The following is a 24,698-nucleotide window of genomic DNA, read 5'->3' as shown; positions in this document are numbered from 1 at the left end:
CTGAAAGGCTGGCATTTGCTGGCCTTTGTTGTTTTAGGGAGAGAGCCATGAGCGTGGCTTATCGAGAAGGCACATTACAAGAATGTGTTGAAGCGGTTGAGCAAATCAGTGAATTTGCCAGCAAGGAGACGGTAGAGTCACTTTCCGAACGCCTAGAAGGTAAGCGTCACCTCATTCTTGTCGCGCAGGAAGAGGCACATATCCTAGGGTTTAAGATTGGCTATGAACTGGATCGAGACACCTTCTATAGCTGGTTTGGTGGCGTAACACCACGAGCAAGAAACAAAGGCGTAGCACAAACATTATTGGACGAACAAGAGAAGTGGGTGCGTCATCAGGGATACAAGCGACTTAAGGTGAAATCTCGTAATCAATTTCCTGCCATGCTTCGGTTATTACTCAGAAATGGATATGTAATTGAAAAATTTGAAGAAAAAGACATTTTAATTGAAAGTAGAATTCACTTTGTGAAGCCGTTGTAACGCTGTCATAAAAATTAAATGAGATTTTTTCTCATTTAACTGTTGACGCACCAAATGAGAATGGTTATTATTTATCTCGTCTTAGGGAATGAGAGAAGTTCACAAGGACGTTGAGTTACCAGATTCCATATTGGGAGACGGTGATGACACTGAACTGAATCGAACTTGCACGAGTTCTTTCTGACACGACATTGCTCACATTGCTTCCAGTGTAATTTATAGCTTTACGGCAAAGCCCATATTCATTTGAATCCGCTTTGACCACTTTTTGCTAGGCGACATCGATAAGATGTCGCTTTTTTTATGCCTAAAGATCAAGAGTGCATAAAACAGCGTCAATACTCTTTTCCACAACCGAGGATCGTTAACGGATCGATCTTTAGTTGATCGATCTGTGTTTTTTTCTTTATATAACAATACTTTGATTTGTATTGATCTGTGTTTCTAGGCCAGTTGATAGTCAGTGGATAAATAATATAAACAGAGTTATCCACAGAAGGCCGGTTGTGTGGAAAAACAATTGATGAACCCGATTCTCACTCTTCATGGAGTTAAAATGGATTCACTGGAGGAGTCATGGCATCCTAGACAGATCTTTATATTATGGGTACAAAAAGACTATGGCTCGTATTCCAGACAATCCATTGATCCTTATCGATGGTTCTTCTTATCTATACCGTGCATTTCACGCTTATCCAGGCACCATGAGTAATGGTGAAATCCCAACTAACGCCGTTTATGGTGTAGTGAATATGCTACGAAGCATGATGCGTCAGTTCAGCAGTGAACGAATTGCCGTTGTTTTTGATGCGAAAGGAAAAACCTTCCGTGATGAGATGTATGCGGAATACAAAGCCAACCGTCCACCAATGCCAGATGATTTGCGCTGCCAGATTGAACCGCTGCACGACGTTATTCGTGCTATGGGTTTGCCGCTTATCTCGATTCCGGGTGTTGAAGCCGATGATGTCATTGGCACGTTAGCTTACCAAGCGTCTCAGCAGGGCATGCCTGTTTTGATTAGTACTGGCGATAAAGACATGGCTCAGCTGGTGGATGAGAACGTCACACTGATCAACACCATGACAAATGTCGTCATGGATCGTGAGGGCGTGATTGAGAAGTTTGGCATTCCACCGGAGTTGATCATCGATTACCTCGCGCTGATGGGCGACAAAGTGGATAACATCCCAGGTGTTCCCGGTGTCGGTGATAAGACAGCAACAGCTTTACTTCAGGGCATTGGCGGCCTAGATAAACTGTATGAAAACCTTGATGACATTGCACCACTGGGCTTCCGTGGTTCAAAAACCATGGCGAAGAAGCTGCTGGACAACAAAGATAACGCGATGCTTTCTTATGAGCTGGCAACAATCAAACTCGATGTTGAGCTTGAAGAAACGCCTGAAACACTTATTAAGACTACGCCAAATAAAGATGAGCTGATTAAGCTATATGGCCAGTTGGTATTCAAGTCGTGGCTCAATGAGCTACTCGATGGCGGCACAGGTGTCGTTGAGGCGGTAGAAAAGTCGGGCGCGAGCGCTCCATCGACTAGTGTTGCACCAGAGCTGGAAACACCAGCTGTGACCATTGATCGCAGCCAATACGAAACCATTCTAGATGAAGAGTCATTTAACGCTTGGCTTGAGAAGCTCAAAGCTGCGGACGTGTTCGCCTTTGATACCGAGACAGACAGCCTAGACTACATGGTAGCGAACCTAGTTGGTTTGTCGTTTGCGACCGAAGAAGGCGTGGCTGCTTATGTGCCGGTTGCGCATGACTATCTTGATGCACCAAAGCAGCTTGATCGTGATTGGGTGCTTGCGCAGCTCAGACCTATCTTAGAAGACGATAACCAAGCGAAAGTCGGCCAAAACCTGAAGTACGATGCTAGCGTGTTAGCGCGATACGACATTGAGATGAAAGGCATCAAGCACGACACCATGCTGGCGTCTTACGTGTACAACAGTGTTGGCGGCAAGCATGATATGGATAGCCTTGCGCTGCGTTTCCTTCAGCATAGCTGTATCTCATTCGAGCAAATCGCGGGTAAGGGCAAAAAGCAGCTTACATTCAATCAAATCGAACTGGATCAAGCAGCACCTTATGCGGCAGAAGATGCGGATGTTACTCTACGCCTGCACCACCGTCTGATTGCTTGCATTGAGAACGATGAAAAATTAAAAGCCATCTACGAAGAGATCGAAGTACCGCTAGTGCCTGTTTTATCACGTATCGAACGTACTGGCGTATTGATTGACGACATGATGCTTGCTGCTCAATCGCAAGAAATTGCACAGCGTTTAGATGAGCTAGAACAGAAAGCGTATGAAGTAGCAGAGCAAGAGTTCAACATGAACTCACCAAAGCAACTACAAGCGATCTTATTTGAAAAGATGGGCTTGCCAGTTATCAAGAAAACGCCATCAGGTACGCCGTCAACGAACGAAGAAGTACTGCAGGAGCTCGCGCTTGATTACCCACTGCCAAAACTGATTCTTGAATACCGCGGTTTAGCGAAACTGAAATCAACATACACCGATAAACTGCCGAAGATGATCAACCCAGAAACGGGTCGTGTTCATACGTCTTACCATCAAGCGGTGACAGCGACGGGGCGCTTATCTTCAACCGATCCAAACTTACAGAATATTCCAATTCGAAATGAAGAAGGTCGCCGTATTCGTCAGGCGTTTATTGCGCCGAGAGGCTACAAGATCATGGCGGTCGACTACTCTCAGATTGAACTTCGTATCATGGCACATTTATCGGGTGATAAAGCATTACTTGAAGCGTTCCAACAGGGTAAAGATATCCACGCCGCGACTGCTGCAGAGATTATCGGCGTAGACATCGAAGAAGTGACCAGCGAGCAGCGTCGTCGTGCTAAAGCAGTGAACTTTGGTCTTATCTACGGCATGAGTGCGTTTGGCCTAGCAAAACAGCTGGGCATTCCACGTGGTGAAGCGCAGCAATACATGGATACTTACTTTGAGCGTTACCCAGGTGTGATGCAATATATGGAAGACACTCGTAGCACGGCATCAGAGCAAGGCTATGTTGAGACCATCTTTGGTCGTCGTCTTCACCTGCCAGAGATCAAGTCGCGTAACGGCATGCGTCGTAAAGCGGCTGAACGTGCGGCTATCAACGCCCCGATGCAAGGTACCGCGGCCGACATTATTAAGAAGGCGATGCTGCTTGTTGACGAGTGGATTCAACAGGAAGGCAACGGCCGCGTGAAGCTACTGATGCAAGTTCACGATGAATTGGTGTTTGAGGTGGAAGAGTCCTCTTTGGCCGAAATTGAAAGTAAAGTACAACAATTGATGGAGTCTGCGGCTCAACTAGAAGTACCGTTGGTTGCGGAAGCAGGCCATGGTGACAACTGGGAACAAGCTCACTAGACACTATTTAAGCGATTCTTGCTAAATTACATGAGCTGGCGCACAAACGTCAGCTTTTTTTATGCGTGAAAAAAGACCTTAGCAAGTAAGAGCGAATGTAGTTTAATAAAAGTTTAATGAAAAAAAATTACAAAAAGAGTTTTCATTTCTGACCAATTGTTGTACATTATTCGGCGTAGGGTACAGAGGTAAGATGTTCTATCTTTCAGACCTTTTGTTTCACGTTATTGGATTAGGCTGATTCAGCCGCCCCAGTCAGCATTTGACTGGGGCGTTTTTTATTGGGGCAAAGAAAATCCAGCCACGCTTTTGGCTGTATGAAATCTCATACTCCTAACGCCTCTTGTCGACATTCATTTCTCGTTTTTTCACTGATGGATCATTCCTTTCTGTTGTAAGTAACAGAAATTCTGTAATTAAACACCATTCACACTTTCATTATTTCTTGATGGGAATAAAGTTTGTTTTTATGAAAATCCTTACGGAATAGATTTAAAATATCAAATTAAATCAGTTGCTTATGTTTTGGTTGGTGATCTTAAAGCTGGTGGTGAGCAATAAAAGTAGGGTATTGAATAAAGACCGACTTTCAACAATCCTAGAAAGATAATAATTATTACTTCCTATTTCTCTCCCCTTTATTCCCTGCCAGGATGGCGGGGATTTTTGTTTTGTCGCCGTGAGTAATCGGTTAAGGGCCTAAAAAAGCCCCACTTTAATCAGTGAGGCTAATGGCATTTAGGCTACTTTTGAGCTTATTCTTGTTCGTCGCTTTGCTGCTCTTCAGCAACCACTTCTTCGACGAGTGACGCCGCAAGCGCAGGAGCAAACCATTCATCAAGTTTGTTGCGCAGTACATCGACACCAATACCTTTCAATGAAGAGAAAGCAGCAACGCTGACGTCACCACCAAATCCTACGGCATCTTGCTTGATCTTCAGAACCTGAGCTTTACGTGCGCCACTCTTTAGTTTGTCTGCTTTGGTCAGTAGAACCTGCACCGGAATGCCACTGTCTACTGCCCAGTAAATCAGCTGTTGGTCCAGATCTTTCATCGGATGACGGATATCCATCAACACAACCAAGCCTTTCAAGCATTGACGTTTTTGCAGATACTCGCCTAAAGACTTTTGCCACTTTTTCTTCATCTCAAGTGGTACTTGCGCAAAGCCATACCCAGGTAAATCCACGATGTGGCAACCATCAGTCACTTTAAACAAGTTGATTAGCTGAGTTCGACCGGGTGTTTTACTGGTTTTTGCTAAACTCTTCTGGTTAGTCAGTCTGTTAAGAGAGCTAGACTTACCTGCGTTGGAACGTCCCGCGAACGCAACTTCGATACCTTCATCTTCAGGCATGTGACGAATATCAGGTGCACTGGTGATGAAATGGGTGTTTTGATAATGAATTTTTACGCTCACTGTTAACTCCATCTCGACTTTGTGTAGTCGATTGATTACTTTTTTGTGAAATTGTGTAAAATAACCGTGCTCGGCATAAGGTCGCCTATTGTACCATGAGTGTTAACGCAGAGTGGTACTGGAAGCTTGATAATTATAATGGAATGTCATGAAGAAATTAGCGCTAATCTTGAGTCTTTTAGCCAGCTGCTCTGTGTGGGCCCAAGGCAGCATTGAAGCTGGTAAAGCAAAATCCCAAACTTGTGTTGCCTGCCATGGTGCTGATGGCAACAGTCAACTCGCAATGTACCCTAAACTTGCAGGTCAGCATGCTAAATATATTGAGAAGCAGCTGAAAGACCTGAAACTGGGTATGACTAGCAACGGTAAGCAAGGTCGTTACGACCCTGTGATGAGTGGTATGGCAATGCCACTGTCAGAGCAAGATATGCAAGATCTTGCGGCTTACTACGCTTCACTACCAATTTCTCACAATACTACGCCTGAAAACGTAGTTGAGAAAGGTAAAAATCTGTACACCGCTGGTGATGCTGAGCGTGGCCTAACGGCTTGTATCGCTTGTCATGGCCCACGTGGTAACGGTACTGAGCTTTCAGGTTTCCCTAAAATCTCAGGCCAACATGCAGACTATATCAAAGCTCAGCTAGAAAAATTCCGTGATGAAAATCGTGGTAACGATATGAACGCGATGATGCGTGACGTAGCGAAAAAGCTGACAGATGAAGATATTGCCGTACTTTCTAAATACGTTGGTGGTCTACACTAAGCCCTACTTATTCGTTCGAGCATAAAGTTGTAATGAAAAAGCCCAGAGTTATCTCTGGGCTTTTTCATTTGATCCAGATCTCACTTGGATTTTCTGTCACTTTCTCATCTATCTCATGTCTTTGTAAGAGATCGTCCATTCATCAAGTTAAATATACGAACAGGGTTATTTTAAGTATTTGAATTTAAAGTGTTCGCAAAATGAGAATGGATTTAGGCATCAATTTTCTTTCAGAGAGATTGTGTCAAAGAATCAAATCGTTAAAGTATCTACATCGGCAGGGGTGCTGATAAGGAAACAGACCATGATGGTCTACAGGGATGCAGGCATTGCTTGCAAGTAAGAAAAAGGGATGGGGTAGGCAGGAAGCTTACCAGATAGGGATGGTCAACTTGTCTAATGGTTTAGACAGCGGAAAGGATCAGACTAAGGACAAGTCTCAATACAGGAAGTAACAAGGAAAGCCAAAATTCACTAGGATGGTGAAAAACAAACCTTTTGCAGGGAAAGCTCTAAAAACAAAAGGAAATTTGGTGCACTAGTATCGGTGCAACACAGTTTCGCCAATAGGCATTTAGAAAGCGATAGATCTATCTATCGCTTTTTTTATTGGTTAATTTTATTAAATCGACGATTATTTGCACAATAGCACTCCACTCTAAAGCCAGTTTCTGGTATGTTTCGCATCCCTGTTTGGAGATGTAACAATGCACAATTGCCCACTTTGTCAAAGCTTAGAGATCAAAAACTACTTTGAAGATAAGCGTCGTGCATACCTTCAATGCATGCAATGTGAGCTCGTGTTTGTCAATCCAGAGCAAAGACTGGATGCTGAGGCTGAAAAAGCCCATTACGACATGCACGAAAACGACCCAACAGATGGAGGCTATCGACGCTTTTTATCTCGAGTCGCTGACCCCATATTAGAGCGTATTGAGCCTGCATCTCACGGGATAGATTTCGGTTGTGGTCCGGGTCCAACGTTATCACTGATGTTGGAAGAGCAGGGCCATACCATGAGTTTGTACGATATCTACTATCACCCGGATAATAAGGTGTTAGAGAAACAGTACGATTTTATGACGTCCACAGAAGTTATTGAGCATCTGTACGATCCCGATAGCGTGTGGCAGCAATGGTTAAATTTGGTTAAGCCAGGTGGCTGGATTGGTCTTATGACTAAACTGGTTATCAATGTCGAAGCGTTTGCCAATTGGCACTACAAGAATGACCCAACTCATGTGGTGTTCTTTAGTCGAAATACGTTTCAGTACTTGGCAGAGCGGGATCAGCTCGAGCTTGAATTTATTGGTAATGATGTAATTTTACTGAGGAAGCCGCAGTAATGAGCCGTAGTAAGAAAGCAAGATCAGGTGGTAACGGTGACGTAATCGTTGTCCGTAACCGTACACAGTCAGACGTTGAAGGACGTTTGCGTAAACGTGAAAAAAAGCGTAAAGGTTTAAAAACCGGTACTCGCAACTCTGAAGAGAAAGCGCAACAGCTACGTAGCGCAGGTCAAAAGCTTGACCCTCGTTTAGGTAGCAAGAAAAAAATTCCACTCGTGGTTGATGCTCCTAAGAAGCTAAGCAAGGCGGACCGCCGTGTGAATGCTGAGAAAGAGCTAGAGATGCTAGAAAATGACGCGCAGCTAAACGTATTGCTTGACCGCCTAGACAACGGTGAAAGCTTAGGTGCGGGCTTGCAAAAATACGTCGATGAGAAACTAGATCGCATCGAAGTACTTATGAAGCAGCTTGGCGTCTACGAAGAGCCAGCGGAAGACGAGTACGAAGAAGAACAAGAAGAAGTGGTAGAGTCTGCACCGAAAAAAGCGAATAAGAAAGTCGCATCGGATGACGATCTGCTATCGCAATTTGAAGACTTGGATCTGAATCAGTTTAAAGGATAAGAGCCCGTTATGAACGTAACCGTGTTAGCCATTGCTGGTGGAATCATTATTCTCGGCTTAGCGTCTTATGCAGGTTACCTTCTGCTCCAGCTTAAAAAGCAAAAGGAGTTGCAAGAGCAGCATAAGCAGCTAGCGATCGAGAAACGCAACGCGAACATCTTCGAAAGTGTCAGTGTGTTGTGCCTAGCGGGTATTCAAGGTCAATGTGATCTCTCTGAAATCAGCATTCGTCTTTACAACATCATGGACTATGTCCAGGGTGACGACCGAGTGGATTTCGATAAAGAATATCCAGCAACAGCAGAACTGTTTCACATCGTAAAAGACATGGCGCGCGGTGAAGATCGTCAAAAGCTGGTTAAGAAAGAGCGCATGACGCAGAATCTTGAACGCCAAAAGTCTGAGTCTCGTCTACAAGATGCGATTATTGAAGAGCTCAAGCAACTTCAGAAAAAGGTTAAGCCTTTAAATAATCAGATCAACATTCAAATGATCTAGTGAATCCCCGATTACTTCCTATGATCAGTAAGTGATCGGGTTATCATTTCAGAGCTTTGTTACTGAAAAAGCGAACTGTCTGGCAACGAGCAACCTTACGCTGTGGCAAAATATGCGTCGATATGTAAGGCCTAACGCCAGATAATTATTACAGCCTAAATGGAAAAGCATTATGTCGCAGCAAGTTGTCGCCAGTCAGCAAATAGTGTGGGATCAAGCCGTTCTCGATAAATACAACTATTCGGGCCCTCGTTATACCTCGTACCCAACCGCGTTGGAGTTCCACGAGGCATTTACTATTGCCGATTACGATATGGCTTGCACCGAGTATCCAGATCGACCGTTGTCTCTGTATATCCACATTCCATTCTGCCATAAGCTTTGTTATTACTGCGGCTGTAATAAAGTCATTACTCGCCATTCTCACAAGGCCGATGAATACCTTGATGTATTGGAGCTTGAGATCCGCACTCGCGCTGCACTACTTCATGGCCGAAAAGTCACTCAATTGCATTTTGGTGGTGGCACACCGACATTCTTAACCAAAGCGCAGATTAGTCGATTAATGGCGATTTTACGCGGCGAGTTCTCTTTTGAACCTGACTCTGAAATCAGCATTGAAGTTGACCCGCGTGAAATTGAGCTAGACATGCTTGATCACTTGCGCAGTGAAGGGTTTAACCGCCTGAGTATCGGTGTACAGGACTTCAACAAAGAAGTGCAGAAGTTGGTTAACCGAGAGCAAGACGAAGAGTTTATCTTCGCCATGGTTGAGCGTGCTAAACAGCTTGGTTTCCGTTCGACTAACCTTGATTTGATTTATGGTCTGCCAAAGCAAACGAAAGAATCATTCGCACAAACGCTGAGCCAAGTACTGGAGATGAAACCCGGCCGCTTGTCAGTGTTTAACTACGCACATATGCCGCAACTGTTTGCTGCGCAGCGCAAAATCAAAGACGAAGATTTGCCTCAAGCGGAAGAGAAAATGGCAATTCTTCAAGATACGATCAGTACGTTAACTGGTGCTGGATACCAATTCATCGGGATGGACCACTTCGCGTTACCTGACGATGAGCTAGCGGTTGCTCAGCGAAATGGTGTACTTCACCGCAACTTCCAAGGTTACACGACGCAAGGCGAGTGTGACTTGGTTGGCTTTGGGGTTTCCGCGATTTCCATGATTGGTAATGCTTACGCTCAAAACCAGAAAGAGCTGAAAAAGTATTATGCTCAGGTTGCGGAGCAGCGCCATGCTTTATGGAAAGGCGTAGCACTTGATAGTGATGACTTACTTCGACGCGACGTGATTAAGCAACTGATTTGTAACTTCAAACTTGATAAGACCGCAATCGAAGCGAACTTCAATGTTAACTTTAATCAGTACTTCAAAGAAGATTTAGGCCTGTTGCAAACCTTTATTGATGATCAATTGGTCGAAGTGGATGATAGCGAGATTCGCGTAACCTTGCGTGGTCGACTGCTGATCCGCAATATCTGCATGTGTTTTGATAAATACCTGCGTGCCAAAGCGCGTCAGCAACAGTTCTCTCGCGTTATCTAAGCCACACAATAGAGTCTACCCAGCCACCTGAATAGGTGGCTTTTTACGTTATGGTGCAATGTAGGTTGATTGGGCAACATCCCATAAAGCTTTAACTAATGGGTTATCAAGCTGCGCCCGTTTGCAACATATACCAAGCTTAAATGGTTTAATTGCGACTTTCAGGCGCTGAATCTTTTCTTTGACTGGGCTGTTATTGATAACGACATCCGGTGCAATGCCAACACCACAACCGAGCGCGACCATACTGACAATGGCTTCGTGACCAGATACTTGCGCGTAAATGTTCGGTTTGATTTTCATCTTTTTAAACCATGTGTTTGCTCGTTCACGCGCAGTGCCAGACTCAGGGACAATAAACGGAATATTTGACCAGTCAGGTTTCTCTTTTTGCAGCTCTTCAGAAAAGCTGCTCACCCCAACGGGCGCAATGAAAGAAAGTGGCATCTCGCTAATTGTCTCGAACTCAATGCGCGAAGGAAGTTGTTCAGGCAGCGCCGAGATGGCGACGTCAACATCATCCGCCAATACTCTATCGATGGCGGTTGCAGGATCGCCAGTTTGCAGCTTAAATTCGATAAAAGGATGCTGAATGCGGAACTCACTCAGTAATTCTGGTAAATGGCTGTAGCTTGCGGTCACCGAACAAAACAGACGGATTTCACCTTTGAGCTCTTTGTCTATTCCTCTGACTTGAGCATTGTAGCTCTGCCATTCCCCAATGATTCGTAATGCAACGGGGAGGAGCTTTTTAGCCGCAGGTGTTAGCTCTACGCTACGGTTATCGCGCACAAATAAGGCTTGCCCGGTTTCGGCTTCAAGCTTCTGGATTTGGCGGCTCAGAGCTGATGGACTGATGTGCATCGCTGAGGCGGTTTTGGCAAAGCTCCTACTATCACACAGGTGGGTAAAAACCTGCAGACTTTTAATGTTCATAAAAGCGTCATTTCCTTGTTGCACTTTTTGCAATAACTAATTGTGAATATATCACTTTAAGCAATCGACTGTCTGTTTTAGTATCAATTCATTCGATAGAGAAATATCGACCTGATGGAAAAATTCTTACAAGGAGAGCCCTGCTATGGCTAACTATTTCAATACCTTAAACCTACGTCAGCAACTAGACCAACTTGGTCGTTGTCGCTTTATGGATCGCAGTGAGTTCGCTACTGAAGCCGATTACCTAAAAGGCAAAAAGGTCGTGATCGTTGGTTGTGGCGCGCAAGGTCTTAACCAAGGTTTAAACATGCGTGACTCTGGTCTAGACGTAGCATATGCACTTCGCCAAGCTGCGATCGACGAGCAGCGTCAATCGTACAAGAACGCAAAAGAAAACGGTTTTGAAGTAGGCAGCTACGAGACGCTAATTCCTCAAGCAGACCTAGTAGTTAACCTAACGCCTGACAAACAGCACACCAACGTAGTAGAAACAGTAATGCCGCTAATGAAAGAAGGCGCAGCACTGGGTTACTCTCACGGCTTCAACGTTGTTGAAGAAGGTATGCAAATCCGTAAAGACCTAACAGTAGTGATGGTTGCACCTAAGTGTCCAGGTACGGAAGTACGTGAAGAATACAAACGTGGTTTCGGTGTACCAACGCTAATCGCAGTTCACCCAGAAAACGATCCAAAAGGTGAAGGTTGGGATATCGCGAAAGCATGGGCAGCGGCAACAGGTGGTCACCGCGCAGGCTGTCTAGAATCTTCATTCGTGGCAGAAGTAAAATCTGACCTTATGGGCGAGCAAACTATCCTATGTGGCATGCTACAAGCGGGTTCTATCGTATGTTACGAGAAGATGGTTGCTGAAGGTATCGACCCAGGTTACGCAGGTAAACTACTGCAGTACGGTTGGGAAACAGTAACAGAAGCACTGAAGTTTGGTGGCATCACTCACATGATGGATCGCCTATCAAACCCAGCGAAAATCAAAGCATTTGAGCTTTCTGAAGAGCTAAAAGACCTAATGCGTCCGCTTTACAACAAGCACATGGATGACATCATCGAAGGCGAATTCTCTCGCACTATGATGGCTGACTGGGCAAATGACGACGTGAACCTACTAGGCTGGCGTGAAGAAACAGGCCAAACAGCGTTTGAAAACTACCCAGCGTCTGACGTAGAAATTTCAGAGCAAGAGTACTTTGATAACGGCATCCTAATGATTGCAATGGTTCGTGCGGGTGTTGAGCTAGCATTCGAAGCAATGACAGCATCAGGTATCATCGATGAGTCAGCGTACTACGAGTCACTACACGAGCTACCGCTAATCGCAAACACGATCGCTCGTAAGCGTCTATACGAAATGAACGTAGTAATCTCAGACACAGCAGAATACGGTAACTACCTATTCGCAAACGTAGCTACACCGCTACTACGTGAAAAGTTCATGCCGAAAGTAGGCACTGACGTGATCGGTAAAGGTCTAGGCGAAACGTCTAACCAAGTAGACAACGGTCGTCTTATCGAAGTGAATGATGCGATCCGTAACCACCCAGTTGAGTACATTGGTGAAGAGTTACGAGGATACATGACGGATATGAAGCGCATCGCGGTAGGCGGCTAAATTACTGGCCTTAAGGTTCTATTTCGGTGTCGAAGGTGCTCATTTACTATCGTAAACTCCGCGCCTTCTCCTAGAAATGAAACCTTAATACTGCGTAATTTACCTAGTCTAAAGTAACGCAGTAAATGAACTCCAGGCAGACTGGAGTGATAAATACAAAATAAAACACAACATCTAATTAAAAGGCTTGGTCTCCGTTGACCAAGCCTTTTTGTTTTCGGTGCGTTTTGCTTTGAGAACAGATATAAAAAAGGCTGGCACCTAAGTGTCAGCCTTTTGAGTCTTGTCGAAGACGATGTTTACTTGTCTGCTAGTTTCGCTTCAAGCTCTGCCAGTTTTGCTTCCATTTCGGTTAGCTTTTGGCGAGTGCGCAGTAGCACTTGTGTTTGTACGTCAAACTCTTCGCGGCTAACAACGTCCAACTTGTTTAGCTGGCCTTGGATTACTTGGCGAACTTTTTGGTCGACGTCTGCACCCAGCTCTTTTACAGGTGCTGGCATAGAGTCGTGAATTTGTTTAGCGATTTGCTCTAGTTTCTTTGGGTCAAACATGGTGACTAAAACTCCTGTCTCTTTGGTTACATTCTATGTAATTGATACGGGAAAGTCGCTAGTTAGATAGCAAAAAATCGAGCCAGACACACCTTACGTTAGGCAATAAAAAAGGCCACCGAAGTGGCCTTTTGCGTTTCTAACTCTTAGTGATGGTCAGTAAGTTCGCGTTGTGCGGCTTTTGCCTCATCAACGCGTGCCAACTTTTCCAGGTCTTTGTCCTCGACAAAAACAGGTAGTGGCTTGTGCTTCTCAGCTAAGTAGCTGTAGATCACTGGCAGTACGAATAGGGTAAACAGCGTACCAATCGCTAGACCAGCAACGATTACGATACCGATACTAAAGCGCTGAGCTGCACCTGCACCTGTCGCGTACATCAGTGGGATAAGACCCGCGATCATCGCTGCTGTCGTCATTAGGATAGGGCGTAGACGAACTTTTGCCGCTTCCATTACTGCTTCTGTTTTACCTAGGTTATTGTGCAGTTGCTCTTCTTTCGCTACTTCACAGATCAAGATACCGTGCTTGGTAATCAGACCAACCAGCGTGATCAAACCCACCTGCGAGTAGATGTTCATTGACGCAGCACCCCACGCTAAGGCAATCAACGCACCACATACCGCCAATGGAACCGACACCATGATCACGATTGGGTCTTTCAGTGATTCAAACTGAATCGCTAGAACCAAGAAGATGATTGCCAGTGCTAAACCAAACGTCGCGTATAGCGCGCTACCTTCAGTCACAAACTGACGCGCTTCGCCCATGTAGTCATGGTTGTAGCCGCTTGGCAGTTTCGTTTCAGCAATGTTCTCAAACCAGTTAATCGCATCGCCCATTGCAGTACCCGGTGATGGTACAGCACCCACCGTAGCTGAGTTCAGCTGGTTGAAGTGAGGCAGTGAGCGAGGCTCAGCAATAACATCAATAGTGATTAGGTTGCTTAGTGGGACCGCGTTGCCGTCAGCTGCACGCACGTAGTAGTTGTTCATCGACTCTGGGTTTAGACGCCACTTACGCTCTACCTGAGGGATAACTTCGTAAGAGCGGCCGTTCAGGTCGATACGGTTTACGTAGCCATCCGCCATCATCGTACCCAGCGTGATACCGATGTCTTGCATGGTTACGCCGTATGCACCTGCTTTGTCTTTGTCGATGTTGATTTTCATCGTCGCCGAGTCGTAGTTCAGGTCTAGGTCTGAGTAGACGAACATCGGGCTAGACTTCACTTCCGTCAACACGTCCGTTGCAATCGCAAATAGACTTTCAAACGCGTTTGGTGTGGTCAGAACAAACTGAATTGGTAGACCGCTACCAGCACCTGGTAGTTCAGGCATTTGGAATGCGGTAACTGCCATTCCCGGTACGTCTGCAACCAATCCACCTACACGGCCAGTTACGTCTGCTTGGCTAGCTTCACGCTCACTCCAAGGCACCATCGAAGCGATACCGAACGCTTGGTTTGAGTTAGGCACACCTGAGAACACCTGAGCAAACTGTACTTCTGGCTGTTCAGAAAGGATTCTGTTTACGTCATCCATCGTGTTCTGGATAAAGTCTAAGTTCGAGTTTGATGGAGCAGTACCCATCAATACAACAACACCTTTATCTTCTGATGGAGCCAGTTCGCTTGGAATGAATTTGAACAGCATTGGTAGGCTGGCAAATACAATCAATGCAAAGCCGATTACCACAGGGCGGTGTTGCATTACCGCACCTAGCATCTTCGCATAACGGTTGGTCATACGATCTAGAACGCTATGGACTTTCTGCTCAAACTTGCTTGGCTCTTGATGCGCTTTCAGCATTTTTGAACACATCATCGGTGAAAGCGTCAGTGCCACAATACCAGACACAAATACCGCGCCCGCTAGGGTTAATGCGAACTCTTTAAATAGCGAGCCCGTAATACCACCCATCAGCGCGATTGGCGCGTATACCGCACCTAGCGTCAGCGTCATTGCAATAACGGGTACCGCGATTTCACGCGTACCAATAATGGCTGCGCGGAATGGAGATTCACCCAATTTAATGTGTCGGTCGACGTTTTCCAGTACTACGATCGCATCGTCTACCACCAGACCGATAGCTAGAACCATTGCTAGCAGTGTCATCAGGTTCCAAGAGAAACCCATTGACTGCATCACCATCGCTACACCAATCAAAGAAAGTGGGATAGTGACGATAGGGATGATTACCGCACGGAATGATCCTAGGAACAAGGTGATCACAATTAGTACGATAAGTGCTGCTTCAACGATGGTTTTGATTACTTCGTTAATCGATTCGTTGATTGCGATGGTTGAGTCATACAACACATCCATTTTGATAGTGCTTGGTAAGTTACTCTCAAGTTGAGGTAGCAAGTCCAATACGTCAGCAGCAATGTTAATCGGGTTAGCACTTGGCGCTGCGTTAATCGCGGCAACCACGGCTTCCTGACCATTTGCACTCGCACGGTACAAGTCGTGGCTCTTCTCAAGCGTCACTTTTGCGATATCGCCTAAACGTGTGACCTTACCTTCATCGGTACTGACCACTAAGTTTTTAAGCTCATCAACGTTCGAGACTTGAGTGTCTGCGCTGCCGTTATAAAGGACAAACTCACCGATAGCCTGACCGGTTGCCGACTGGTAGTTGTTCGCACTTAGCACGCCCATTACGTCTGTCGCGGTAAGGTTAAACGCTGCCATTTTTGCTGGGTCTAGCCAAACACGTAGCGCGTATTTCATACCACCGTACAGGTCAACTTTCGATACACCGTTAACGGTAAACAACTGTGGGTTGATTACGCGTTCAAGGTAATCTGTGATCTGACTTGAAGACAGCTCGTCACTGGTGAAACCAATGTACAGTACCGCGGTTGTCGAACCGGTTGACATGGTTACTGTCGGGTCTTCCGCTTCTTTAGGTAATTGAGAGCGAACCGAGTTGGTTTTTGCCAGTATATCTGACAGCGCCGCATTCGGGTCCGTGTTCAACTTCATTTTTACTGTGATAGTTGAACGGCCAAGAACCGATTGAGACGTCATATAGTCAATATTATCTGCCTGTGCGACCGCTTGCTCCAAAGGCTGAGTAATAAAGCCTTGGATTAGGTCGGCACTAGCGCCGTAGTAACTGGTCGAAACCGTTACTTCCGTATTCGTCATTTCAGGGTATTCACGGACCTGCATTTTGAAGATTGCTTGCAAACCAAGCAATGCGATCAAAAAGCTGATCGATACCGCTAAAACTGGACGTTTAATAAAAACATCAGTAAAGCGCATGAAGCCTCCGGTTACAGCATTGGTGTTTCAGCTGGTGGAGTAGTCGCATTGCTTTCTACTACACGAACTTTTGCGTTGTTACTCAAACGAACTTGACCTGATGTCACAACAACATCACCTGGTTTCACACCTTCAAGAATGTGCGCGATGTCCTTAGTGCGTTCACCCACTTTTACCACTTGCTGTTTAACACGCTTTTCACCATCTTCTTCAGATACGACGTAAATATTGTCACCGTATAGAGTGAAAGTAATGGCGGTTTGTGGAAGAGTGACTTGATTTTCAAGTTTAGGCAGGATGATGTTCGCACGTGCAAACATACCGCTGCGCAGCTTACCGTCGCTGTTCGGGATATCCGCTTGAACTTGGATAAGACCACTTTGGACATTAACCGCAGGTTCGATTGCTGTGATTGAGCCTTTGAACGCGATCTCTGGGTAAGCATCAACAAAAATATCGACGGCTTGTTCCATATGAATGCGAGAGATATCCGTTTGTGGCACGGTAAAACGCAGACGCATTACGCTGGTGTCCTCAAGACGCACGATATCAGTGCCTGCTTGTAGGTATTGACCTAAATAAACGTTACGAATTCCGACAACGCCAGAAAACGGCGCTTTGATTTCACGACGGTCGATGGATGCTTTTAAGCTCTCGATGTCTGCGCGAAGAGAGAAGTAATTCGCTTCTGCTTCATCGTACGCTTCTTTCGAAATCGAACCTTTCTTGAACAGACCTTGGTAACGCTTGTATTTAGCTTGAGCTGCAGGCAGTTTAGCTTGCGCACTCTTTAGATTGGCTTTCTCTACCGCTGAATCCAGAAGAACCAAAGGCTGGCCTTCTTTCACGGGAGTGCCCGATTCAAATGGAATTTGGCTAATTACACCGCTGGTTTCGTTTGCGACTGTCACACCTTGGTTTGGCTCGATGAAACCGATAGCTTCAATGACAGGTACCCAATCGACTGACTGAACTTCAGTGACGGTGACGGGAAAATCAGGCTCCGGACGATTGGCCATATATTCGGCTATCTTCTGTTGCTTGAACAAGTTGAAACCTATCACGCTGCCGAATAGCAGGATAGCGATAAGTAACATAAAGAAAGTCCACTTTTTCATTCTGAGGAGAACTCCAAGTTAGTGTTGAATGATTGCATCCCAACTGGCTTCAATGGCTGCTTCAATCGCCGCTTCATCCAGTTGGTAGAATCCCAAAGCATGTTTGCGAGCAAGCGAAACGCTAGTCTCAAAACTCAGCCCTGAAAGAATCTGATTATCGAGGGGTTTAAATATCCCTTGCTCTTTACCTTGATCAAACAAGCGATCGACTTGAGCAAACATTTTTCGCTCTATTTCGCGTGCTTTGTCTGTGTTGGCGGAAGGAAGAGATTCATATTGAACACGGTTGCTCAGTGTATCTATGTTGGACCCAGCTAAACGCCAAATGTTGAGCCACATAGTTCGATAGCACTCTTTCAAGGGCATATCGACGCTAACGCCTGCTTGAACTGCAGTTGCAATGCGTTTTGCTACGTTCAGTCTAACTTCATATAAAAGGTGGTCTTTGTCGGAAAAGTAACGATAGATCGTACCTGCTGCGACACCTGCTTCTTTAGCCAACTTTTGCATAGAAAAACCCTGGAACCCAGATTCTGCAATCAGCTTTTCTGCAGCACAGAGGATCTGCTCTTTTTTATCTAAAGAACTGTTATTAGACATAAAGTTTACAGCCAATGAATGAACGTTCATTCATTATAGATCAAAAGCTATACGGGTGTGCAATAAACTTTTCTCAAACGTTATAAATTTTGCATCAGTGGGATTAACTTGTTCGCTAAAGAGGGAAGGATTAAACGTAGTAATCCAAACAATGCGCCATTATTATAAGCGCCACCAATTTCACCTCAGAGAACCCTATGAAGCTGAACCCTAGACAAGACGAAGCGGTTAAGTACGTATCAGGGCCTTGCCTTGTACTGGCTGGCGCTGGATCGGGAAAAACCCGAGTAATCACCAATAAAATTGCTTATTTGGTTCAGCAGTGTGGCTATAAGGCGCGCAACATCGCAGCAGTGACCTTTACTAACAAGGCGTCACGTGAGATGAAAGAGCGTGTTGCTCAAACTCTGGGTAAGAATGAATCCAAAGGCTTAATGGTGTCCACCTTCCATACGTTAGGTCTGAATATCATTAAACGTGAGTACAAAGCGCTGGGGCTGAAAGCGGGTTTCTCTCTATTTGATGACCAAGACCAGATGGCTTTGCTCAAAGAGCTGACTGAGAAGCAGTTGGATGGTGACAAAGATTTACTTAAGCAGCTCTTAAGTTCTATTTCCAATTGGAAAAACGACATGCTGACACCAGAGCAAGCGAAAGCTCATGCGAAAGGTGAGCAGCAGCAGTTGTTTGCGTTCTGTTTTGAGATGTACCAAAAGCAGATGAAAGCGTATAACGCACTCGATTTTGATGACTTGATTCTGCTGCCTGTATTATTGCTTCGTACTAATGAAGAGGTGAGGCAACGCTGGCGAAACCGAATCCGCTACTTGTTGGTGGATGAATATCAAGATACCAACACCAGCCAATACGAATTAGTGAAATTGATCGTTGGTGAGCGTGGCCGCTTAACCGTAGTAGGGGATGATGATCAGTCCATCTACTCTTGGCGTGGCGCGAAACCACAAAACTTGGTGTTACTCGGGGAAGACTACCCAAATCTTAGATTGATTAAGCTTGAACAGAATTACCGTTCGACCAGCCGAATCTTGCGCGCTGCTAACATTCTGATTGCGAACAACCCACACGTGTATGAGAAGTCTCTGTTCTCTGAAATTCCTGACGGCGAAAAACTCAAGGTATTGCTAGCGAAAAACGAAGACCACGAAGCCGAGCGAGTTACCGGTGAATTGATCGCGCATAAGTTCCTTAATCGTACCGACTATAAAGATTACGCTGTTCTGTATCGTGGCAACCATCAATCTCGACTGATTGAAAAATCGTTGATGCAAAACCGAGTTCCGTACAAGCTCTCTGGTGGTACGTCGTTTTTTGCGCGTGCTGAAATTAAAGACATCATGGCGTACTTGCGCGTCTTGGTGAATCCGGATGATGACAACGCATTCTTGCGCATTGTGAATACGCCGCGTCGTGAGATTGGTCCAGTTACTTTAGAAAAGCTCGGCAGTTATGCCAATATGCGCGGAAAAAGTTTGTTCGAAGCCAGCTTTGAGATGGGGCTTGAGCAACATTTATCTGGGCGCGGCCTTGAGAATTTGCAACGCTTCACGTCTTGGCTGGTTAAAATCGCCGACCAAGCGGAGCGTGGAGATACGGTAGAAGCGGTTCGCTCGTTAGTGCGTGACATCAATTATGAAGATTGGTTATACGAAACGTCACCTAGCCCGAAAGCCGCAGAGATGAGAATGAAGAACGTCTCTGATCTCTATTCTTGGATTGTATCGGACTTGGAAGGTGACAATTACGACCAAGAAGAAAAAACCATTAAAGAGGTTGTTCAGCGTTTAACTCTGCGAGACATGATGGAGCGTGGAGAAGACGATGATGACAGTGATGCGGTTCAATTGATGACGCTCCATGCTTCTAAAGGCTTGGAGTTTCCTTATGTCTATTTGATAGGTTCCGAAGAGGGTATTCTTCCGCACCAGACCAGTATTGATGAAGAGAACGTTGAAGAAGAGCGACGTTTAATGTATGTGGGGATCACACGTGCTCAGCGAGAGCTCACTTTTACCATGTGCAAAGAGCGCCGTCAGTTTGGTGAGTTGATTAAGCCAACTCAGAGCCGTTTTCTAGACGAGTTGCCTTTTGATGACGTTGAGTGGGAGATTAATAAGAAACCTCAAACTCAAGAAGAGAGAATGGCCAAAGGGCAGGCACACATCGCAAACATTAGGGCGATGTTTAATAAGAAATAAAACAAAGGGCTTGGTGAAATCACCAGGCCCTTCTTGTATGTTGCTAATCTGTCAATTACAGGCCGGCAATCATATGTTCGATAGCAGCAACGATCTCGTCGTCTGAACAGTCCATACATGAACCTTTTGCTGGCATCGCATTAAAACCGTTGATCGCGTGGTCTTTTAGCACGTCCTTGCCTTGAGCGATACGTGGACCCCAGTCATCAGCGTTTCCTGTTTTTGGAGCGCCGCTCACGCCAGATGAGTGACATGCAATACAGAACGTACCGTAAACCGTTGCGCCATCACGAGGGCCAGTTGGTTCTGCTGCTACTGGCTCTGCACCCGCAAGGTAAACATCACCAACAGGTTTAATACGTTCAGCAATTGCATTATGTTCTTCTTGGCTAATACTTGCTGCGAAAGAGGCGCTAGAAAAAGTTACTGCAGCGACCAAAGCGGTTAAGACTTTTCGAGACATATCCATTAAACTCACTTTACATTCCTGAAGGTAAGTTCTTGCTTACCTATTATTAGAGTGTGGTTTGAATCAACAGGCGAATTGCTGTTAAATCAATGTAAATAATGGGTGATTATATCCTGATAACTTGTTGCAATAAACAGCAAGTTACCCCCTTCATATCAGTTATCTAATCGGAAATAGGGGTTTATCACACTTTAATTGTCCAAAAAGGCGTCAAACGGTAAAAAAAGTTGAAAAAGTACTAGACGGCCTTGAGTGATATACGTATTATTCCACTCCGCCGATAGGGCATGCGCCCGTAGCTCAGTTGGATAGAGCGTTGGCCTCCGGAGCCAAAGGTCGAAGGTTCGAATCCTTTCGGGCGTACCATTCCCCGGAGGATAAATCGGTAAAATTATAGTGGTGGCTATAGCTCAGTTGGTAGAGCCCCGGATTGTGATTCCGGTTGTCGCGAGTTCAAGTCTCGTTAGCCACCCCATTATTCTGGTAGCATTGCTTCCAATCTTGATGAAGTTCGAGATAAAACTTAAGTCGGTGAATAGCGCAGCTTGGTAGCGCATCTGGTTTGGGACCAGAGGGTCGGGGGTTCGAATCCCTCTTCACCGACCACTATTTAGCTATTATGAGTCAATCTGGTAATAGCGCACCTTGGTAGCGCATCTCATTTTTTGAGAAAGAGCGGACCAGAGGGTCGGGGGTTCGCCTGATGTTTAAATCACGCTCTTCACCGACCACTATTTCGTTTTTCGCTTAGTGCGGTAAACAACTATTTGATGGTGGCTATAGCTCAGTTGGTAGAGCCCCGGATTGTGATTCCGGTTGTCGCGAGTTCAAGTCTCGTTAGCCACCCCATTATTCTGGTAGCACTGCTCCCAACCTTGATGAAAGTTAAGGTGAAATAAAAGTCGGTGAATAGCGCAGCTTGGTAGCGCATCTGGTTTGGGACCAGAGGGTCGGGGGTTCGAATCCCTCTTCACCGACCACTATTAAAAGCCTCGTCAGAAATGACGAGGCTTTTTTGCATTCTAGCTTCTTCAGTGTTGCGAGGTTTGTGTGGGGTTCGCCTGTTGTTCAACATCTGCCTCTTCACCGACCACTATTGAAAGCCTCAACTGGCCGCCCGCGTCAGAAATGACGGGGCTTTTTTGCATTCTAATCTTCTTATAGTGTTGCGAGATTTGGGTTGGGCGTTCGCTTGACGTTCAAAGCCTCGTTTTTCACCGACCATGGCGGCCGGTGAAGAGATGGTTCTAAAATCGTTTAAGAACGAGCGGCTGCTTTTTCTCTTAATGCTTGTTTCTCTTGTTTAGAGAGAAATGCTAGTTCCAAACCGTTTAATTGCGCTTGGCGAATCTGCTTTTGCGATAGCCCAGCTTGAGGTGCTGCAACTTCATATTCGTAAGGTAGCTCGATCCCTTCCACGGCCGGATCATCGGTATTAAGGCAAGCCAATACGCCATGCTCAAGGAACTGCTTGATAGGATGGTTACTGAGTGACTCTACGGTACTAGTTTGGAAGTTAGAGGTTAAGCAAGACTCAATGCCAATACGGTTTTCTGCTAAGTAATCCATAAGTTTTGGATCGTGAATGGCTTTAACACCGTGACCAATACGAGTTGCTCCTAGTTCTTGGATAGCTTGCCACATACTTTCTGCACCCGCAGCTTCACCCGCATGAACAGTTACGTTAAGGCCCGCATCTTTCACTTGGGCAAAATGTTTCACAAAACGCTCCCCAGGTTGGCCTAGTTCATCACCAGCAAGGTCGACAGCAACGATTTGGTCTTTATGTGCGAGGATAGCGTCTAGCTCTTGTTGGCAAGCGTCAGTACCAAATGTACGGCTCATGATGCCGATAAGGTTCGCTTTAATACCGAAATCACGGACACCCGCATTAACACCATCGATAACGGCTTCGACAACACCTTGAACCGGAAGTTTGTGCTTCATGGCCATGTAGTATGGGGAAAAGCGTAGCTCTGCGTAGTCGATTTGTGCATTGAGTGCGTCTTCAACGTTTTCGTAAGCGACGCGTCGACACGCATCCAAATCACCGAGCACGGCAACACCCCAATCCAGTTTTGATAAGAATGCGACCAGAGAAGGTTCCGCTTCAACGATCTGAACGTGGGGAGTGAGGGATTCAATATCGTAAGCAGGCAGTGGAACCCCGAATTGTTGGCCTAACTCCAGAATGGTTTTAGTACGAATGTTGCCATCTAAGTGACGGTGCAAATCGGTAAGAGGTAAATTCTTGGTGATCATTATGGTCGATTCCGATGAGTTCAGTTGAGCTAAGTATAAGAATCAATAGCGAGAGTGTCAGTAGAGTAAGCATATCAAGTAGGCGATAAATGCTGGTTTTTGTTACATGTTTACTAAAAATGTTGATTGAATGGGGGCGATATCACAACTCATTCAATCAACATTCTTTGTTGAGTGCTTAATATAGCTCTTTCAGTTTGCGTGTGAGGGTGTTTCGACCCCAACCTAGCACTTTTGCTGCGTCTTGTTTATGGCCGTTAGTGTGCTCTAGTGCCGCTTCTAGAAGGATGCGCTCAAATTCAGGTAAAGCAAAAGCTAGCAATTCGGTATCGCCCTTAGAGAGGGACTGCTTTGCCCAGACAGCAAGCTGTTGTTGCCACGAACCGTTTTCGGAGAAATTACGACTGGTTTTTTCGTCGAGTAATTCTGTTGGTAAATCACTTGGCAATATTTCACTACCACTTGCCATAACCGTTAACCATCGACAGATATTTTCTAACTGACGTACGTTCCCAGGCCAGTCCAAGCGATTGAGTATCTCAATGGTAGATGGGTGCAGTGTTTTTACATCAACAGCCAGTTCTTCTGAAGCTAACGCTAAAAAGTGTAGAGTCAGTTTCTCGATATCTTGCCTACGTTCCCGAAGTGCAGGGATCTGGATGCGAATAACGTTTAATCGATGGAATAAATCTTCTCGAAAATCCCCTTTATGTACCAGCTTCTCTAAGTTTTGGTGAGTCGCGGCAACAATGCGCACGTCGACTTTGATAGGGGAGTGACCGCCGACGCGGTAAAACTGACCATCGGCCAACACCCTGAGTAAACGGGTTTGAATGTCTAATGGCATATCGCCAATTTCATCTAAAAATAAGGTGCCGCCGTTGGCTTGCTCAAATCGTCCTTGTCTGACGCTATTGGCACCGGTAAAGGCACCTTTTTCGTGACCAAACAGCTCCGACTCAATCAAATCCTTGGGAATTGCCGCCATGTTAAGGGCAATAAAGGGTTTACTCGCTCTCGGACTGTGTCTGTGCAGTGCGTGTGCGACCAGTTCTTTACCTGTACCGGATTCGCCATTAATCAGTACTGAAATCGAAGAGCGAGACAAGCGACCAATCGCACGAAAGACCTCTTGCATTGAAGGCGCTTCGCCAATAATTTCTGGTGCACTATAGGTGGGGTTTTCTGAAATGGCTTGCTCACGTTTTTGTTCTTGGCTGTGCGCAATCGCTCGTTCTACCAACGTAAGGGTTTCATCTACGTCAAAAGGTTTTGGCAGGTATTCGAACGCGCCTTTTTGATAGGCATTGACCGCGGCATCTAGATCTGAGTGGGCGGTCATAATGATGACGGGTAGCTCTGGAGAACGGTCATGGACTTGCTTGAGCAGCTCAATACCATCAATGCCCGGCATGCGAATATCAGAAACCAGCACATCTGGGCTTTCTCTTTCCAGTGCAAGTAGTACGCTTTCTGCGTCCGAAAAGGTCTCACACTTTATGTTTGCCGAAGAGAGGGTTTTTTCCATCACCCAACGGATAGAGCTGTCGTCGTCTACTACCCATACGTATCCTTTGCTCATGGCGTTTTCCTCACA

General features: G+C 45.6%; 19 protein-coding genes and 5 tRNA genes. 15 read left to right on the top strand and 9 right to left on the bottom strand.

Annotated features, from left to right (window positions below):
* The first annotated feature begins 47 nt into the window (after nt 1-47).
* The 3 genes from NP165_RS12885 to spfP all read left to right on the top strand — a co-directional run bounded on the left by NP165_RS12885 (nt 48) and on the right by spfP (nt 4,133).
* Nucleotides 48-482, top strand: a complete 435-nt coding sequence (locus NP165_RS12885; protein ID WP_257084305.1) for a GNAT family N-acetyltransferase — start codon at nt 48-50, stop codon at nt 480-482.
* A gap of 620 nt (nt 483-1,102) precedes the next feature.
* Complete coding sequence (gene polA, locus NP165_RS12880) at nt 1,103-3,892, top strand: DNA polymerase I (RefSeq protein WP_257084304.1); 2,790 nt, start codon at nt 1,103-1,105, stop codon at nt 3,890-3,892.
* Nucleotides 3,893-4,085: 193 nt separating this feature from the next.
* Nucleotides 4,086-4,133, top strand: coding sequence for a small protein SpfP (gene spfP / locus NP165_RS20140; protein ID WP_438356636.1), 48 nt, complete (start codon nt 4,086-4,088; stop codon nt 4,131-4,133).
* Between the two features lie 514 nt (nt 4,134-4,647).
* Here spfP and yihA read toward each other — a convergent pair.
* Entirely contained in the window at nt 4,648-5,313 is a 666-nt protein-coding gene (gene yihA / locus NP165_RS12875; protein ID WP_257084303.1) for a ribosome biogenesis GTP-binding protein YihA/YsxC, read from the bottom strand.
* A gap of 148 nt (nt 5,314-5,461) precedes the next feature.
* On the opposite strand from yihA, the gene NP165_RS12870 reads away from it, so the two are divergent.
* From NP165_RS12870 to hemN, 5 genes are all read left to right on the top strand, one after another.
* On the top strand, nt 5,462-6,079 hold the full coding sequence (locus NP165_RS12870) for a c-type cytochrome (RefSeq protein WP_257084302.1): 618 nt from the start codon (nt 5,462-5,464) through the stop codon (nt 6,077-6,079).
* A gap of 707 nt (nt 6,080-6,786) precedes the next feature.
* Nucleotides 6,787-7,425, top strand: a complete 639-nt coding sequence (locus tag NP165_RS12865) for a class I SAM-dependent methyltransferase (RefSeq protein ID WP_257084301.1) — start codon at nt 6,787-6,789, stop codon at nt 7,423-7,425.
* Nucleotides 7,425-7,991: a Der GTPase-activating protein YihI gene (gene yihI / locus NP165_RS12860; RefSeq protein WP_257084300.1), complete on the top strand. Its 567-nt coding sequence runs from the start codon at nt 7,425-7,427 to the stop codon at nt 7,989-7,991. The genes NP165_RS12865 and yihI overlap by 1 nt, the downstream gene beginning before the upstream one ends.
* Nucleotides 7,992-8,000: 9 nt before the next feature.
* Entirely contained in the window at nt 8,001-8,489 is a 489-nt protein-coding gene (locus tag NP165_RS12855) for a DUF2489 domain-containing protein (RefSeq protein ID WP_257084299.1), read from the top strand.
* Nucleotides 8,490-8,661: 172 nt separating this feature from the next.
* Nucleotides 8,662-10,050: an oxygen-independent coproporphyrinogen III oxidase gene (hemN, locus tag NP165_RS12850; RefSeq protein ID WP_257084298.1), complete on the top strand. Its 1,389-nt coding sequence runs from the start codon at nt 8,662-8,664 to the stop codon at nt 10,048-10,050.
* Nucleotides 10,051-10,098: 48 nt separating this feature from the next.
* On the opposite strand, the gene ilvY is transcribed toward hemN, so the two are convergent.
* Entirely contained in the window at nt 10,099-10,986 is an 888-nt protein-coding gene (gene ilvY, locus NP165_RS12845) for an HTH-type transcriptional activator IlvY (protein WP_257084297.1), read from the bottom strand.
* A 145-nt stretch (nt 10,987-11,131) separates the two neighbouring features.
* Here ilvY and ilvC point away from each other — a divergent pair, with 145 nt between their 5' ends.
* On the top strand, nt 11,132-12,616 hold the full coding sequence (gene ilvC / locus NP165_RS12840; protein WP_257084296.1) for a ketol-acid reductoisomerase: 1,485 nt from the start codon (nt 11,132-11,134) through the stop codon (nt 12,614-12,616).
* A 299-nt stretch (nt 12,617-12,915) separates the two neighbouring features.
* On the opposite strand, the gene ubiK is transcribed toward ilvC, so the two are convergent.
* The 4 genes from ubiK to NP165_RS12820 all read right to left on the bottom strand — a co-directional run bounded on the left by ubiK (nt 12,916) and on the right by NP165_RS12820 (nt 18,154).
* Nucleotides 12,916-13,167 carry a ubiquinone biosynthesis accessory factor UbiK gene (gene ubiK, locus NP165_RS12835; RefSeq protein WP_014230445.1) on the bottom strand — a complete coding sequence of 84 codons (252 nt, stop codon included), beginning with the start codon at nt 13,165-13,167 and terminating at the stop codon, nt 12,916-12,918.
* Nucleotides 13,168-13,313: 146 nt separating this feature from the next.
* Nucleotides 13,314-16,436, bottom strand: a complete 3,123-nt coding sequence (locus NP165_RS12830) for a multidrug efflux RND transporter permease subunit (RefSeq protein WP_257084295.1) — start codon at nt 16,434-16,436, stop codon at nt 13,314-13,316.
* 11 nt (nt 16,437-16,447) lie between these two features.
* Nucleotides 16,448-17,554 carry an efflux RND transporter periplasmic adaptor subunit gene (locus tag NP165_RS12825; RefSeq protein WP_257084294.1) on the bottom strand — a complete coding sequence of 369 codons (1,107 nt, stop codon included), beginning with the start codon at nt 17,552-17,554 and terminating at the stop codon, nt 16,448-16,450.
* A gap of 18 nt (nt 17,555-17,572) precedes the next feature.
* Nucleotides 17,573-18,154: a TetR/AcrR family transcriptional regulator gene (locus tag NP165_RS12820; RefSeq protein ID WP_257084293.1), complete on the bottom strand. Its 582-nt coding sequence runs from the start codon at nt 18,152-18,154 to the stop codon at nt 17,573-17,575.
* 197 nt (nt 18,155-18,351) lie between these two features.
* Between NP165_RS12820 and rep the strand changes: the two genes are divergently transcribed.
* Nucleotides 18,352-20,370 carry a DNA helicase Rep gene (gene rep / locus NP165_RS12815; protein ID WP_257084292.1) on the top strand — a complete coding sequence of 673 codons (2,019 nt, stop codon included), beginning with the start codon at nt 18,352-18,354 and terminating at the stop codon, nt 20,368-20,370.
* Nucleotides 20,371-20,425: 55 nt separating this feature from the next.
* Here rep and NP165_RS12810 read toward each other — a convergent pair whose 3' ends face one another.
* Nucleotides 20,426-20,839, bottom strand: a complete 414-nt coding sequence (locus NP165_RS12810) for a c-type cytochrome (RefSeq protein ID WP_257084291.1) — start codon at nt 20,837-20,839, stop codon at nt 20,426-20,428.
* A 289-nt stretch (nt 20,840-21,128) separates the two neighbouring features.
* Between NP165_RS12810 and NP165_RS12805 the strand changes: the two genes are divergently transcribed.
* The 5 genes from NP165_RS12805 to NP165_RS12785 all read left to right on the top strand — a co-directional run bounded on the left by NP165_RS12805 (nt 21,129) and on the right by NP165_RS12785 (nt 21,819).
* A tRNA-Arg gene (locus tag NP165_RS12805) sits at nt 21,129-21,205 on the top strand.
* A 33-nt stretch (nt 21,206-21,238) separates the two neighbouring features.
* Nucleotides 21,239-21,314: transfer RNA gene (locus NP165_RS12800), tRNA-His, on the top strand.
* Between the two features lie 54 nt (nt 21,315-21,368).
* Nucleotides 21,369-21,445: transfer RNA gene (locus NP165_RS12795), tRNA-Pro, on the top strand.
* Nucleotides 21,446-21,612: 167 nt separating this feature from the next.
* A tRNA-His gene (locus tag NP165_RS12790) sits at nt 21,613-21,688 on the top strand.
* 54 nt (nt 21,689-21,742) lie between these two features.
* Nucleotides 21,743-21,819, top strand: a tRNA-Pro gene (locus tag NP165_RS12785).
* Nucleotides 21,820-22,096: 277 nt separating this feature from the next.
* On the opposite strand, the gene add is transcribed toward NP165_RS12785, so the two are convergent.
* Nucleotides 22,097-23,101 carry an adenosine deaminase gene (gene add, locus NP165_RS12780; protein ID WP_257084290.1) on the bottom strand — a complete coding sequence of 335 codons (1,005 nt, stop codon included), beginning with the start codon at nt 23,099-23,101 and terminating at the stop codon, nt 22,097-22,099.
* Between the two features lie 178 nt (nt 23,102-23,279).
* A complete protein-coding gene (gene glnG, locus NP165_RS12775) occupies nt 23,280-24,683 on the bottom strand; it encodes a nitrogen regulation protein NR(I) (protein ID WP_257084289.1) in 1,404 nt (467 codons plus the stop codon).
* Between the last annotated feature and the right edge of the window lie 15 nt (nt 24,684-24,698).

It is taken from the genome of Vibrio japonicus, assembly GCF_024582835.1.
Classification (GTDB): Bacteria; Pseudomonadota; Gammaproteobacteria; order Enterobacterales; family Vibrionaceae; genus Vibrio; species Vibrio japonicus.
Note: the sequence above shows the minus strand (reverse complement) of the source record. Positions and strands in the feature narration are given on the sequence as shown.

What these genes read in the sequence shown, in the direction of transcription:
- NP165_RS12885 (WP_257084305.1), top strand. Translation starts at nt 48, where the DNA reads ATGAGCGTGGCTTATCGAGAAGGCACATTACAAGAATGTGTTGAAGCG.
- polA (WP_257084304.1), top strand. Translation starts at nt 1,103, where the DNA reads ATGGCTCGTATTCCAGACAATCCATTGATCCTTATCGATGGTTCTTCT.
- NP165_RS12870 (WP_257084302.1), top strand. Translation starts at nt 5,462, where the DNA reads ATGAAGAAATTAGCGCTAATCTTGAGTCTTTTAGCCAGCTGCTCTGTG.
- NP165_RS12865 (WP_257084301.1), top strand. Translation starts at nt 6,787, where the DNA reads ATGCACAATTGCCCACTTTGTCAAAGCTTAGAGATCAAAAACTACTTT.
- yihI (WP_257084300.1), top strand. Translation starts at nt 7,425, where the DNA reads ATGAGCCGTAGTAAGAAAGCAAGATCAGGTGGTAACGGTGACGTAATC.
- NP165_RS12855 (WP_257084299.1), top strand. Translation starts at nt 8,001, where the DNA reads ATGAACGTAACCGTGTTAGCCATTGCTGGTGGAATCATTATTCTCGGC.
- hemN (WP_257084298.1), top strand. Translation starts at nt 8,662, where the DNA reads ATGTCGCAGCAAGTTGTCGCCAGTCAGCAAATAGTGTGGGATCAAGCC.
- ilvY (WP_257084297.1), bottom strand. Translation starts at nt 10,986, where the DNA reads ATGAACATTAAAAGTCTGCAGGTTTTTACCCACCTGTGTGATAGTAGG.
- ilvC (WP_257084296.1), top strand. Translation starts at nt 11,132, where the DNA reads ATGGCTAACTATTTCAATACCTTAAACCTACGTCAGCAACTAGACCAA.
- ubiK (WP_014230445.1), bottom strand. Translation starts at nt 13,167, where the DNA reads ATGTTTGACCCAAAGAAACTAGAGCAAATCGCTAAACAAATTCACGAC.
- NP165_RS12830 (WP_257084295.1), bottom strand. Translation starts at nt 16,436, where the DNA reads ATGCGCTTTACTGATGTTTTTATTAAACGTCCAGTTTTAGCGGTATCG.
- NP165_RS12825 (WP_257084294.1), bottom strand. Translation starts at nt 17,554, where the DNA reads ATGAAAAAGTGGACTTTCTTTATGTTACTTATCGCTATCCTGCTATTC.
- NP165_RS12820 (WP_257084293.1), bottom strand. Translation starts at nt 18,154, where the DNA reads ATGTCTAATAACAGTTCTTTAGATAAAAAAGAGCAGATCCTCTGTGCT.
- rep (WP_257084292.1), top strand. Translation starts at nt 18,352, where the DNA reads ATGAAGCTGAACCCTAGACAAGACGAAGCGGTTAAGTACGTATCAGGG.
- NP165_RS12810 (WP_257084291.1), bottom strand. Translation starts at nt 20,839, where the DNA reads ATGGATATGTCTCGAAAAGTCTTAACCGCTTTGGTCGCTGCAGTAACT.
- add (WP_257084290.1), bottom strand. Translation starts at nt 23,101, where the DNA reads ATGATCACCAAGAATTTACCTCTTACCGATTTGCACCGTCACTTAGAT.
- glnG (WP_257084289.1), bottom strand. Translation starts at nt 24,683, where the DNA reads ATGAGCAAAGGATACGTATGGGTAGTAGACGACGACAGCTCTATCCGT.